General features: G+C 63.7%; 11 protein-coding genes. 6 read left to right on the top strand and 5 right to left on the bottom strand.

What is annotated here, in order from left to right; genetic code table 11:
* Positions 1-2 precede the first annotated feature (2 nt).
* The 3 genes from FJW08_RS01085 to FJW08_RS01075 are packed head-to-tail and all read left to right on the top strand — an operon-like array spanning position 3 to position 3,651.
* Positions 3-1,988: a hydantoinase B/oxoprolinase family protein gene (locus FJW08_RS01085; protein ID WP_140808216.1), complete on the top strand. Its 1,986-nt coding sequence runs from the start codon at positions 3-5 to the stop codon at positions 1,986-1,988.
* Positions 1,985-2,287, top strand: a complete 303-nt coding sequence (locus tag FJW08_RS01080; protein WP_140808214.1) for a (2Fe-2S)-binding protein — start codon at positions 1,985-1,987, stop codon at positions 2,285-2,287. The genes FJW08_RS01085 and FJW08_RS01080 overlap by 4 nt, the downstream gene beginning before the upstream one ends.
* Positions 2,284-3,651: an FAD/NAD(P)-binding oxidoreductase gene (locus tag FJW08_RS01075; RefSeq protein WP_140808212.1), complete on the top strand. Its 1,368-nt coding sequence runs from the start codon at positions 2,284-2,286 to the stop codon at positions 3,649-3,651. Before FJW08_RS01080 ends, FJW08_RS01075 begins: the two co-directional genes overlap by 4 nt.
* 16 nt (positions 3,652-3,667) lie before the next feature.
* Here the strand turns inward: FJW08_RS01075 and FJW08_RS01070 are convergent, their stop codons facing one another.
* Positions 3,668-4,993, bottom strand: a complete 1,326-nt coding sequence (locus FJW08_RS01070; protein ID WP_140808210.1) for an FAD-binding oxidoreductase — start codon at positions 4,991-4,993, stop codon at positions 3,668-3,670.
* Positions 4,994-5,216: 223 nt separating this feature from the next.
* Here FJW08_RS01070 and FJW08_RS01065 point away from each other — a divergent pair, with 223 nt between their 5' ends.
* Positions 5,217-5,693 (top strand): Lrp/AsnC family transcriptional regulator, encoded by a 477-nt coding sequence (locus FJW08_RS01065; RefSeq protein WP_140756925.1) that lies wholly within the window; start codon positions 5,217-5,219, stop codon positions 5,691-5,693.
* Between the two features lie 46 nt (positions 5,694-5,739).
* Here FJW08_RS01065 and FJW08_RS01060 read toward each other — a convergent pair whose 3' ends face one another.
* Positions 5,740-6,681, bottom strand: a complete 942-nt coding sequence (locus FJW08_RS01060) for a LysR substrate-binding domain-containing protein (protein WP_140808208.1) — start codon at positions 6,679-6,681, stop codon at positions 5,740-5,742.
* A gap of 93 nt (positions 6,682-6,774) precedes the next feature.
* Here FJW08_RS01060 and FJW08_RS01055 point away from each other — a divergent pair, with 93 nt between their 5' ends.
* Positions 6,775-8,823: an NADH:flavin oxidoreductase gene (locus FJW08_RS01055; RefSeq protein WP_140808206.1), complete on the top strand. Its 2,049-nt coding sequence runs from the start codon at positions 6,775-6,777 to the stop codon at positions 8,821-8,823.
* Between the two features lie 187 nt (positions 8,824-9,010).
* The gene (locus FJW08_RS01050; protein WP_140808204.1) at positions 9,011-9,487 is read left to right on the top strand and encodes an Lrp/AsnC family transcriptional regulator; all 477 of its coding nucleotides are present in this window, start codon (positions 9,011-9,013) and stop codon (positions 9,485-9,487) included.
* Here FJW08_RS01050 and FJW08_RS01045 read toward each other — a convergent pair whose 3' ends face one another.
* From FJW08_RS01045 to FJW08_RS01035, 3 genes are read right to left on the bottom strand one after another with little or no spacing between them, the layout of a single operon-like run.
* Complete coding sequence (locus FJW08_RS01045; RefSeq protein ID WP_140808202.1) at positions 9,488-11,143, bottom strand: ABC transporter ATP-binding protein; 1,656 nt, start codon at positions 11,141-11,143, stop codon at positions 9,488-9,490. It lies immediately after the preceding gene.
* A complete protein-coding gene (locus FJW08_RS01040; protein WP_140808200.1) occupies positions 11,140-11,991 on the bottom strand; it encodes an ABC transporter permease in 852 nt (283 codons plus the stop codon). Before FJW08_RS01040 ends, FJW08_RS01045 begins: the two co-directional genes overlap by 4 nt.
* The gene (locus tag FJW08_RS01035) at positions 11,988-12,938 is read right to left on the bottom strand and encodes an ABC transporter permease (protein ID WP_140756935.1); all 951 of its coding nucleotides are present in this window, start codon (positions 12,936-12,938) and stop codon (positions 11,988-11,990) included. Before FJW08_RS01035 ends, FJW08_RS01040 begins: the two co-directional genes overlap by 4 nt.
* Positions 12,939-13,007: the final 69 nt, after the last annotated feature.

Raw genomic sequence — 13,007 nt, 5'->3', positions numbered from 1 at the left:
CTTTGTTTGACCGGACAAACCTTCAGGTTCTGGCGAACCATGCCCGCGCCGCGGCCGAGAACATGGCCCACACGCTACACCGCACCGCGCATTCCGCCTTCGTCAAGGAAACGCAGGACTTCACGGTGATGCTGATGGACCGCTCGGGGGCAACCTTCGCCGTCCCCATGGAACTCGGCGCCACTTGGTATCCCGGGCTTTCGTATCGCCGTGCGATCGCAATGGTCGATGACTACCGGCCTGGCGACGTTGCCTTCACCAACGATCCTTATTCAGGCCATGTCGCCACCCACGCACCCGACACGCATCTGTGGAAGCCGGTCTTTGTCGATGGCGAGATCGTCGCGTGGACCGGAGGCCACATCCACAACACCGACATGGGTGGGGCGGTGCCGGCTTCGCTCAGCCGTGCGCTGACCGAAATCCATCAGGAAGGCATCCGCTTTCCACCGATGAAGCTCGTGAATGAGGGCGTCTTCGACGAGATGATCCTGCGCATCATGAGCACCAATGTGCGCAAGCCGGATCTCAACATCGGCGACATCAAGGCACTCGTCGGCGCGCTCAACACCGGCGAGCGCAAGATCCACGCAATGGTGCGGAAGTTCGGCAAGACAGGCTTCATCGAAGGCGTTGCCGCTCTTCTTGATCATGCGGAGGCGCAGGCGCGCGACGTGCTGCGCTCCATGCCTGACGGCACATGGGAATTCGCGGATTATGCCGACGAGGATTCGGTCGAGGCTAATCCCTGCCGGCTAAAGCTGAGGCTGACGATCAAAGGCGGGGAGGCGGTGCTCGACTTCACCGGCTCCGATCCGCAACTCGGCTCCTCGCTCAATGTGCCCTCGGGCGGCGACCCGCGCCACACCATGCTGCTGGTGGGTGTCTATTACGTTCTCTATACGCTCAACCCGAAGATCCTGCTCAACACCGGCCTCACCAGGCCTTTCACCTGCATCACCCCTGAAGGTTCGGTGCTGAACCCGGTCCACCCCGCCGCCGTCGGCATGCGCTCGCTCACCTGCGCCCGGCTGCGCTCGGTCATCTTCGGTGCCTTTTCGCAGGCAGTGCCGGAGCGCCTGCCTGCGGCTCCTGCCGGCAATAATTGCATCATCAACGTCATGACGACGGATGAGCGTACCAGCCGGAGCGTCATCGCGGCGGTGAACCCCGTGGTGGGCGGCGGCGGCGCGATGCCGCACCGCGACGGCACCAACGGATCGGGCGCCGATGCCGCCTATCTCAAAAACACGCCGATCGAGATCACCGAGACCGAAACTCCGGTCGAGTTCGTGAAATACGGACTCGCCAGGGATAGCGGCGGTGCGGGCCGCTGGCGCGGCGGGCTGGCGACCGAGATGGCCTTCCGTGTCTTCGCCCCCGATTCCAGGATCACGGCGCGCAACCGCGACCGCAGTTTCTTCCGCCCCTGGGGCGTACTCGGCGGCAAGGCGGCCGGCCTGTCCGACATGGTCGTCAATCCGGGGGGCGAGCACGAGCGGCGGCTGGGCAATATCGACACGGCGGTCCTGCAGCCCGGCGACAAGCTCGAGATCCGTTCCGCCGGCGGCGGCGGACGCGGTGATCCGTTTCAGCGCGAGCTCTGGCGGGTCGCGCAGGACGTGCGGCGCGGCTATGTCTCGCCGACAGCCGCCGAGCGTGACTATGGCGTTGTCATCCGTAGCGGCAAGATCGATGAACACGCGACCAAGCTGCTGCGCTCACGCAAGGAACCATCAGTCGGTCATTTCCATTTCGGTCCGGAGCGCGATGGTTACGAAGCGCAGTGGACGCCGGCGGCCTATGACCAGCTTCATGTGTTTCTGGATGCCTTGCCGATCCATTGGCGCTTCTTCGCCAAGACGGAGATATTCCGCCGCATGAAAGGGCGCTCCGGGCCGGAGGGCGTCCGGGCGGCCTTCGATGCGGTCTGCGAACGCTTCCCCGAATTGCCGCGTCCTCGTCCGCAGCAAGAGGCAGCGGAATGAGCACGGCCGGCCGTATCGTCCGGCTGGCCGAACGTGATCGGGTACAGGTGCACTTCTTTCTCGACGGTGAGATGCGTCACGCGCTGGCCGGCGACACCGTGTTGACCGCCGTGCTGGCTTCTGAACACGCCTTGCGAAAATCCGAGTTCGGGCCCGAACCGCGCGCAGGGTTCTGCCTGATGGGCGCCTGTCAGGATTGCTGGACATGGCAGGAGGAGGGACCGCGTCTGCGCGCGTGCACAACCCTCATCGCCGAGGGTCTGCGGCTACGCACGACGCCACCGGAGAGCTGGCCGTGAACGAGGCCTCATCGCCACGGATCGTGATCGTGGGTGCGGGTCCCGCCGGCATCAGGGCTGCCGCCACGCTGGTCGAGGCCGGGCTCCATCCGACAGTGATTGACGAAGGCTATCGCGCGGGCGGGCAGATCTATCGCCGTCCGCCTGCCGGGTTCGTCCGCACGCCAAAGCAGCTCTACGGGTCGGAAGCGGCGAAGGCGCGCGCACTGCACGCGCTCTTCGACCGGCTGGCCAAGGATGGGCAACTCACCCATTGCGCGGGCAGTTCTGTCATTGCCGCGCATGGCGGCCAGTTGCATGTGCTGGGGGAGGGCGGCGTGCAGGTGGTCGGCTATGAGCGTCTGATCCTTGCCACCGGCGCGTCCGATCGCGTCGCTCCGATCCCCGGTTGGCAGAATGCCGGCGTCTACAGTCTTGGCGCGGCGCAAATCGCGCTCAAGGCGCAAGGTGTGGCACTTGGGCGGCGGATCGTCCTGGCGGGATCGGGGCCTTTGCTGACGCTGGTCGGCGCCCAGCTCGTCGAGGCTGGAGCGGACGTGGCGGCGGTGCTTGATACGTCTCCCTGGCGCCAGCAGGTGCGGGGATGCTCAGGCCTTGCCGCCCGGCCGGTCGTTGCGTTGCGCGGCCTGGCCCTGCGCGCGCGGCTCGGCCGCCGCTATCATGCGGGTGTGACACTGGAGCGGATCGAGGCCGACCAGCAGGGCGTCGCAGCCTTGCACTGGCGCGATGCCGGCGGACGGCAGCAGCTCACTTCCTGCGACATGATAGGCATGGGCTGGCACTTGCGGGCCGAAACCCATCTGGCCGATCTGGCGGGGTGCGCCTTCACCTATGACGAGCAGTGGCGGCAGTGGCTGCCAAAGACCGACGAGATGGGTCGGGCCGGCGACGGCGTCTACCTTGCGGGCGATGGGGTTCGCCTGCTCGGTGCCGATGGCGCCGAGATTACGGGGCGCCTTGCAGCGGCGGCGTGCCTTGCCGACTTCGGATATCAGGCGCCCTCGGTCAGTGCCGATCTGCGCAAGCTCGTGCGGCTCGAGCGCTTTGCCCGCGGTCTGGCTCGCGCCTTTCCCTGGCCGGCGGCCATGGTGCGGGCGCTGCCCGATGAGGCGATCGTCTGCCGCTGCGAGAACGTCACTGCCGCAGCCGTGCGCGAGGGGACGGATTTCGGCGGCGGCGAGGCCAACAGGGTGAAGTCACTTTCACGCGCCGGCATGGGGCGCTGCCAGGGGCGCTATTGCCAGTTGGCTGCCGTCGAACTGGTCGCCGCGCAAACCGGCTGTATGCCCGAAGCCGTCGGTAGGTTTCGCGCGCAAGCCCCTGTCCGGCCAGCACCCATCGGCGCCTTCCTCCGGGAAGACTAATACGGTTTAGTCGGCCCTAGAAGTCGGCGACCTTGCCCCATACCGAAGCGTCGAAGCGGCGCGGGTCATAGGATGCCGGATCGACGATCGGTTCTGTTCCGGTCACCAGATCGGCAACGAGGTGCCCGGCGCCTGGTCCGATGCCGAAGCCGTGCCCCGAGAACCCGGCGGCGAGGAAGAAACCCGGAACGCTATGGATCTCGCCGATGGCGGGCACGCCGTCCGGCGTGCTGTCGATGTAGCCGGCCCAGGCCGCGCTGATCCTGGTCTGGCGAAGTGCAGGCAGCAGCTCGAGCGCCCGGGCGTGGGTCAGCCGGATGGTGCCCTGATCCGGAACCGGGTCGAGGATGCGCATCCGCTCCATCGGCGTCGGCCGGTCGAGCCGCCAGCGTTGCAGCGTTTCGTGGCCCGAACGCATGCCTTGCAGCCCACCAGGCCCGAGGCTGCGCCAGCGCTTCAGGAACATGGGAAGGAACTGCGACGAGAAACGCAGCTGCTGCGCGGTCACGTCCACGCGTCCGCGTCCGCTTATGGCGAGCGTATAGCCGCCGTCGCCGCGGCGCGTAGCCGAAATCTTCGCGGTGTGCAGCGCATCCGGCAGGTCCTTCGCGCCGGGCGAGACGGACAGGATGGACGAGCGTACCGACGCCTGCGGGAAGCGGAAACCGAACTGGTGGCAAAATGAGGAGGCCCAGGCGCCACCGGCCATGACCGCGGCGCTGGTCCGGATCGTTCCACTTTCCGTGACCACGCCGCTCAGTCGCCCGGCCTCGGTCTCGATACCGCGCGCCGCGCAATTCTGGTGAACGGTGCTGCCAAGCTTGAGGATGGCGCGGGCGACCGCGGGCGCCGCCCGCGACGGATCGGCTGTGCCGTCGGTCGGCGAGAAGACGCCGCCCCTCCAGCTCCGGCCGGTGGCACGGCCCCGCTCGGTGGCCGCGGCACTGTCGAGCATGTACGTTGTAACGCCGGCGGTTCTGGCGAAGTCACGCCAACGCGCCCAGCCGGCAAGTTCCGCCTCGTCATTGCTGAGATAAAGCAGCCCGCAACGGCGGAAGCCGGTGTTTTCGCCGGTTTCCGCCGCAAAGCTGTCCCATAGGTCGAGGCTTCGGGTTGCCATCGGCAGCTCGCGGGCGTCGCGGTTCTGCTGGCGGCACCATCCCCAGTTTCTGCTGGACTGCTCGGCGCCGATGCGTCCCTTTTCGACAAGCGCGACCTTCAGGCCGCGCCTGGCCAGATAGTAGGCCGCGAAGACACCTACGATGCCTGCGCCGATCACCACCACATCAGCGGATTGCGGCAGTTGCCCAGACGTTTCGATTTGCTGCAGCGGCGCGCGCATGGTTCCCTCTGCCTTGAAACGCCAATCTAGCGTGTCGTGCAGGCAGCCGCTGCTGCAGTTGTGACCTGAGCAGAATTTTATTCCGGCAGTCGTGTTGAAATCGAAAGTCCGTGCGTTTCAAGCGGCATCCGCTCGGATGGACAGCCCAGCGGGCTGTGGTAGTCTCGATGGTCACCAGCAAGGCAGCATTTTGTGCTGCAGCCCTCTTCCTCGGAGACAATCCGTGAAACTCGATCGGATCGATATCAAGATTCTTCACGAACTGCAGAAGAACGGCCGCATCACCAATGTGGAATTGGCCGAACTGGTGCATTTGTCGCCGAGCCCATGCCTGATGCGGGTCAAGAGGCTGCAATCGGAGGGGTATATCGAAGGCTATTCCGCGCAAATCAATATTGCCAAGCTCGGCCAGACATTGACTGTCTTCACCGAGATCACCTTGAAGAACCACCGCCAGGTAGACTTCGCCCGTTTTCTCGCCGTCGTGGACAAGATCGAGCAGGTCATCGAATGTCACCTTGTGTCGGGTGGCTACGACTATCTGATGAAATTCGTGACCTCCGGCATCGGCGAGTATCAGTCGATCATGGAGCGGCTCACCGACATGGATATCGGCATCGACAAGTATTTCAGCTTCGTCGTGCTGAAGTCTCCCATCGTCAAGGCGCACATGCCGCTGCCCAGTCTGTTTCCAAGATAGCCAGGGGCGGCCGCGCCGCACGCTACGGCTGTCGCCCCGCAGCCCGCTACAAAATGTCCAGCCGCAGTATCGCGTGCAATGCTTTCAATTCGGCTTGCAACTCGGCGATCATCCAGGCGCTGATGTCAAAGACGACAGGCCGTACCGGCCTTGAGCGCGGTGCAATCAGCTGATGAATCCGGCCCGTCTTGATCTGCCTGTCCGAGGCCGGAACAAGCGTTCCCTGAAGCAGCGCCCTTGAAACATTGCTGAGCCAGCCGAGCGCCACGCCTTCCCCGTTCATCGCTGCCTGAAGGACGACCGCGTAGTCCGAGAACTCAAGCCACTTCGCCTTGCTGGTCCTGCGGTCCGCTATAGGCCCCCAGGCGTCCAGCCACTGCTCCTTGGCGTCGGTCAGATGAAGCAGGACGTGACCGTCCCCGGTTCCGGCATGTATCAACCGACCGTGGGCCGACAGATAGGATGGACTGCATACGGGAACGATGATTTCCGGCGAGAACGCCCAGCGGTGATACTGCGTATCGTCGTCGGTCAGGATTCTCGTGGCAAGGTCTACATTCTCGGCAGGCCCTCGTAGAACGCCGGCGATCAATTCGAACCTCAGGTCCACATCAGGAAATCTGTTGTTGAACGCCCCCAATCTGGGAACAAACCAGTGTGTTGCCAGAGAACTCGAAAGGGAAAGGGTAACCAGCGGCTTTGCAGCGCTGTTCTGCCTGATCTCCCGGATCACCTGCGCGATGCCTTCAAATCCCTCTCGTACAGCCGAATAAAGGGCGCGCCCTTCCGGGGTCGCGGCCAATCCCGTTGGCTCCCGGGTGAACAGAGCGGCGCCAAAATCGGCTTCGAGCTGGGCGATGCTACGGCTGACGGATGGTTGAGTGACGTTGAACTCCCGCGCGGCGGCCGTGAAGCTGCCCAACCGGACAGCAGCCTCGAAAACGAGAAGTCCGCGCGCGGAAGGAACGAGTTTTGCAAAACCAGCCATACGTCCAGCGTATAGCCACCCCAACAATTTTCAAGCTTTCTGAAGTCCCGTAAAGGGCAGACTATAACTCTCAGGAATGGCACGGAGCAGGACGTGAACGTGGCGGCATCTCAAGCAGACAGCACATCCGGCGATCCTCTGCTTCAGCCGTTCCGGCTCAAGGGTCTGACGCTGCGCAACCGCGTCGTCAGCACCAGCCATGCCTCGATGCTGGACGAAGGCGGCCTGCCGCTCGAGCGCTACCAGCTCTACCACGAGGAGAAAGCGCGCGGCGGCCTGGCGATGACCATGGCAGGCGGCTCGGCGATGACCTCGCCCGACTCGAGCTGGGGCGGTGGTCAGCTAGACCTTTCGAGCGATCGCATCGTCCCCCATCTTCAGTCTCTGTCGCAGCGAATCCATCGCCATGGCGCGGCTGTCATGTGCCAGGTCTCGCATCTTGGCAGGCGCGCCACCGCCTATGCCGGGAACTGGCTCCCGCCGGTTGCGCCGTCACGCGTTCGCGAGACGCGAAACCGGAATTTCCCGAAGGAGATGGACGCCGCCGACATCGACAGGATCGTCAAGGATTACGCAAGCGCCGCCAAGCGCTGCCGCGACGGTGGGCTGGACGGCATCGAGACTGTCACCGGCGGCCATCTGATCGGCCAATTCCTGTCGCGCAGAACCAACAGACGCATGGACGGCTTTGGCGGCTCGCTCGAAAATCGCGCGCGCTTCGGCCTGATGGTTCATGAGGCGATTCGCCAGGCGGTTGGCGACGATTTCGCGGTCGGCATTCGGCTCGTCATCGACGAAGCGGCCGACGACGGATCGGACTTCGAGGAATGCCTGGCTTTCGCCCGGTTGTTCGAGCGGGAAGGCGATATCGATTTCTTCAATTGCATCTTTGGCCGCATGGACACTGACCTGTCCCTGGCCGAGCAGAACATGCCCGGCATGTTCACCCGGAGCGCGCCGTTTCTGCCGCTGGTTGGGCAGTTCAAGCGAGAGACCCGACTGCCTGTCATCCACGCCGCAGCCATCAGGGATGTAGCCACGGCCAGGCATGCCATCCGCGAGAACCTTGTCGACCTGGTTGGCATGACGCGGGCGCATATTGCCGACCCGCATATCGTCAACAAGCTGATGCGGGGAGAAGAAGACCGCATTCGCCCGTGCGTTGGCGCTTCCTACTGCCTGTATAAGAAGGTGCAGTGCGTTCACAATCCGGCCAGCGGCCATGAAACGATCATCAGCCATACCATCGCCGGGGCCGAAACGCCGAAACGTGTGGTCGTGGTCGGCGGGGGGCCGGGTGGAATGGAAGCGGCAAGGGTCGCCGCCGAACGTGGGCACAAAGTCTGCCTGCTTGAAGCCGGAGCGCGGCTCGGTGGGCAGGTACTCGTTGCGGCTTCCGCCGTCGACCGCAAGAATCTCATCGGCATAGTCGACTGGCGCGTCGATGAACTCGCCCGCCTCGGTGTGGACGTCCGTCTCAACACCTATGCGGACGCAGAGATCGTCCTGGCCGAGAAGCCGGACGCGGTCATCGTGGCCACCGGCGGCGTTCCGGACATGGAATGGCTGGAGGGTGCCGAACATTGCGACAGCGTCTGGGACGTCTTGACCGGCGTCGTGCCGACGAAGGACGATGTGCTCATCTACGACGAGACCGGACGCCAGGCCGCCATTTCCTGCGCCCTGCATCTTGCCCGCCTGGGACGCGTGGTCAGCCTGGCCATAGCGGACGATACCTTGGCGATCGAGACACCCTATCCGGACAGGGTGAGTTTCCGCAAACTTGCCTCGGAACTCGGCGTCCGGGTCGTCGGCGACGTGCGCCTTGTCAAGGCGGTAGGCCACGGCAACGGGATCGCCGCCAGGTTCCGACATGAGCTCACCGGCGCGGAAACGGAAATGACGGCAGGCCAACTCGTTGTCGAGCGCGGCACGGCGCCCATGGAAGATACCTACCAGGAATTGCGCGCGCGCTCCGCCAACAACGGCGTCACCGACATCGCACTCATGACGGGAACGAAGACAAAGGGTGGTCTCCACGCTGCTGGATCGTTCGTCTTGCACCGCATTGGAGACGCAGTTGCCAGCCGGGATATCTACTCGTCGATCTATGAAGCCTACCGGCTTTGCTCGCAATTGTAGAGCGGGTGAAAGCCGGCAGGCTGGCTTGCCTCGACAGGAAGGGCATCGCCTCGTCCACAGCCATCGGTTCAAGAAGATCCAGGTCAGACCGGAGACATATGCCTTACAAGGCTCGCCTCTTTCGACAATTCGCCGGTAACGGCAACACAGCCTCGGGAAACCATCGCAGTGCTGTCCTGGGCAGCCTATGAAACTCGATCGGATTGACGTCAGGATCCTTTACGAGCTGCAGAAGAACGGCCGCATCACCAATGTGGAACTGGCAGAGCTGGTCAACCTCTCCCCCAGCCCATGCCTGATGCGGGTAAAGAAGCTGCAGGCCGAAGGTTACATCGTGCGCTATTCGGCGCAGATCGATATCGCGAAGCTGGGCCGGACCATCACCGTTTTCACTGAAATTACGCTCAGGAACCATCGCCAGATCGACTTCGCGCGGTTCCTTGCCGCCATCGATAAGGTTGATGCGGCCGTCGAATGCCACCGCATTTCCGCCCGCTACGACTATCTCCTGAAATTCGTTACCTCCGGCATCGCTGAATACCAGACGATCATGGAGCGGCTCACCGACATGGATATCGGCATCGACAAGTATTTCAGCTTCGTCGTGCTGAAGTCTCCCATCGTCAAGGCTCACATGCCGCTGCCCAGCCTGTTTCCGATGTAGTCAGCGGTGGCCGTATTGGCTGACGAGGTCGGGATCGCGGACAAGCCCGTCGAGCCAGGTGGGATCGAGTTTCGGCACCGAGGAGAACAGAAGCTTGGAATAGGGGTGGGTAGCTGCCTTGACCTTGTCGGGCGTGATCTGTTCCACGCGCTGCCCATTATACATGACCATGATCTCGTCGCAGATGGCCTCGACGACGGAGAGGTCATGGCTGATGAAGATATAGGAGAGCCCCAGCTCCCGTTGCAACTCCTTGAGCAGCTCGATCACCGCGGACGCCACCACCGTGTCGAGTGCCGAGGTGATTTCGTCGCAGATGATCAGCTTGGGGTCGGCTGCCAGAGCGCGCGCGAAGTTCACGCGCTGCTTCTGGCCGCCCGATAGCTCCGATGGATGGCGGTAGCGCAACGCCTTGGGCAGGCGCACCATGTCGAGCAGTTGGTCGACGCGCTTCGACCGCGTCTGCCTGTCGAGCCCGTGATAGAAGGCCAGCGGACGGGCGATGATGTCTTCCACCGGCTTGGCCGGATTGAGCGCGGTATCAGCATACTGAAACACGATCTGCATCTCGCGCAGCTGGTCCTGGCTGCGCTTCCCCGCCGCGCGCTGCAGTTCCTTGCCGTCGAAGACGATCTCTCCGGCGGCCGCCGGATGGATGCCGGCGATCACCCGCGCCAGCGTCGATTTCCCGCAGCCGGATTCGCCGATGATACCGAGATTGCGCCCCTTCTCCACGACCAGGCTGACGGAGTTGACGGCGCGGATGAGGGGCAGTCCGTCATCCCGAACCGCGCCGTAGCCGGCCGTCAAATCGTCGATGCGCAGCAACTGCCTGGTAGCCGCATTCGCATCCGCATGCGCTTGCCGCCGCTTCGGTTCGAACGCGGCCAACAGTTCGCGCGTATAGGGGTGCTGGGCAGCCGAAAGAATTTGAGCCGTGGTGCCGGTCTCCTGCACTTCGCCACCCTTCAACACAACGATATGGTCGGCGATCTGGGCGACGACCGCGAGGTCGTGGGAAACGTAGACGCCCGCTATGCCGCCCGCCCGCATCACCGACTTGAACGCCTTCAGCACGTCGATCTGCGTCGTTACGTCGAGGGCTGTCGTCGGCTCGTCGAATATGACTAGCTTGGGGTCGCCGATGAGCGCCATGGCCGCCGACAGCCGCTGCAATTGCCCGCCCGAAACCTGGTGCGGATAACGGGCGCCGATCCCATCGGGATCCGGCAGCGACAAGGCTTTGAACAACTCGACCGCGCGCTTTCGAGCCTGTTCGGGAGGCATCAGTCTGTGGATCCGCGTCACCTCGATCACCTGCTCCATGATCGTGGACGCGGGATTGAAGGACGCGGCGGCACTTTGCGGAACATAGGCGATGTCGGTGCCGCGTAATTTGGCGCGCTCCCTTTCGGAAAGTGCTGCCATGTTCTTGCCGTTGACGTTGATCTCGCCGCCGGTGATCCGGCAGCCTGGCCGGGCGTGTCCCATCAGCGAGAGCGCCACCGTCGTCTTGCCGGAGCCGCTCTCGCCGATGAGTGCGACGATCTCGCCGTCGGCGATATCGAGGCTGACGCCTTTGATGATTTCGACAATCCGCCCGGCATCGGTCGTTGCCTCGATCTTCAGGTTCCTGACCTCGACGAGATTGGTCATGCGTCCCTGTCCCTGATCTTCTTCGGCAAATTGTCGATCAGCAGGTTGACGCTGATGGTGAGGCTGGCGATCGCCAGCGAGGGCACGATGACGGCGGGCGCCGCGAAAGGCAGGCCGCCGATATTCTCCCGCACCAGCGCGCCCCAGTCGGCAAGCGGCGGCTGCAGCCCAAGCCCGAGGAAGGACAGGCCGGAGAGCAACAGCACGATGAAGACGAAGCGCAGGCCGAAATCGGCCAGCACCGGGCGGATGATGTTGGGCAGGATTTCGGACCCAATGAGATAGATGGTGCTTTCGCCACGGACACGGGCGACGGTCATGAAGTCCATGGTGTTGATGTTGACGGCGAGCGCCCGTGCGAACCGGTAGGCGCCCGGGGTATAGATGACGGCGAGCGTCAGGATCAACACTGGGATCGATGAGCCGACTGCCGCAACGACAACAAGGCCGAACAGCTTGCTGGGAATGGAGTTCATGGCGTCGAGGAAGCGGCTGAGGCAGGTGTCGAGCCAGCCGCCGGTGACGGCCGCGATCATGCCGAGCACGACACCGGAAAAGCAGGCGATGACGACGGCGGCAAGCGATATGCCGACGGTATAGCGCGCGCCCATCAGCACCCGCGAGAGCATGTCGCGCCCCAGATAGTCCGAGCCGAGCCACAGCCCCTGGCGCATCGGGCCGAAATAATCGTCGTCGACGATGTCGCCGATCGAATGGGGAATGATGTAGGGCGCGAAGATGGCAATCAGCGTCCATGCCAGGATGACCAGCGCGGCGATCACGCCCACGAGATTGTAGCTGTGGCCCAGGAAGGACCGTCGGGAGGCTGCGACGCGTGCCACCATCATCTGAGCCTCGGGTTGGACATGATGGCGACGATGTCGGCGGCAGTGATGAGCAGGAGATAGCCGAGGCAGAAGATCATTGCGCAGCTCTGGATCAGCGGCAGGTCGCGGGTCGCCACCGCATCCACCATCAGCTTGGCGATGCCGGGATAGTTGAAGATCGTCTCCACGATGATGACGCCGCCGACCAGGTAGGACAGCGACAGCGCGACCGCGTTGACGATCGGCCCGAGCGCATTGGGAAGCGCGTGCTTCAGCACCATGCGGCTGCGCGAAGCACCCTTGAGAAGCGCCATCTCGACATAAGGCGTGGAGAGCGTTTCGATCACCGCGGCGCGGGTCATGCGGATCATCTGGGCGGAGATGACGAAGGTAAGCGTGATCACAGGCATCGCATAGATCCGCAAGAGGTCGGTCAGCGAATGAGCCTCGTTGACCGAGGACAACGCAGGTAGCCATCTGAGATAGACGGCGAACAGCAGCACCGCGAGAGTCGCGACCATGAATTCCGGTACGGAGATGATGCCGATCGAAAGGATGGTGACGGTGCGGTCGTAGACGGAACCCCGCAGCATCGCGGCGGTGATGCCGAGCATCAGCGCCAGCGGCACCGAGAGCAGCGTGGTGATGCCTGCGAGCTCCATTGTGTTGAGCAGGCGTCCGCCAATCAGTGCCGCGACGGGCATATTGTTGGCGTAGGACGTGCCGAGGTCGCCGTGCAGCAGGCCCACGAGCCAGAGCAGGAAGCGCAGGATCGCTGGATCGTTGAGATGCATGGCCTCGCGCAGACCGGCGACCGCTTCGGGGGTCGCCGCCTGGCCGAGCAGGATCGACGCGGTGTCGCCAGGCAGCATGCTGGTGGCGAAGAAAACCGCGAACAGGACGATCAGAAGGGTGACGACCGCGATCGCCAGCCGCTTCAACACGAGGTTTAGAACCCCAGACGTCATGGAAGCGCTCCTGCGGTTGCGTTCGGCCAAGCCAAGTTGCGCAATAGGTGCCGGGGACCGGCTGTCCGG

This window comes from Mesorhizobium sp. B3-2-1 (assembly GCF_006439515.1).
Lineage (GTDB): Bacteria > Pseudomonadota > Alphaproteobacteria > Rhizobiales > Rhizobiaceae > Mesorhizobium.
This window is presented reverse-complemented; position numbering and strand designations above follow the sequence as displayed.

Excerpts from the sequence above, each read along its gene's own strand:
- FJW08_RS01080 (WP_140808214.1), top strand. The coding sequence starts at position 1,985 with ATGAGCACGGCCGGCCGTATCGTCCGGCTGGCCGAACGTGATCGGGTA.
- FJW08_RS01070 (WP_140808210.1), bottom strand. The coding sequence starts at position 4,993 with ATGCGCGCGCCGCTGCAGCAAATCGAAACGTCTGGGCAACTGCCGCAA.
- FJW08_RS01060 (WP_140808208.1), bottom strand. The coding sequence starts at position 6,681 with ATGGCTGGTTTTGCAAAACTCGTTCCTTCCGCGCGCGGACTTCTCGTT.
- FJW08_RS01050 (WP_140808204.1), top strand. The coding sequence starts at position 9,011 with ATGAAACTCGATCGGATTGACGTCAGGATCCTTTACGAGCTGCAGAAG.
- FJW08_RS01045 (WP_140808202.1), bottom strand. The coding sequence starts at position 11,143 with ATGACCAATCTCGTCGAGGTCAGGAACCTGAAGATCGAGGCAACGACC.
- FJW08_RS01040 (WP_140808200.1), bottom strand. The coding sequence starts at position 11,991 with ATGATGGTGGCACGCGTCGCAGCCTCCCGACGGTCCTTCCTGGGCCAC.
- FJW08_RS01035 (WP_140756935.1), bottom strand. The coding sequence starts at position 12,938 with ATGACGTCTGGGGTTCTAAACCTCGTGTTGAAGCGGCTGGCGATCGCG.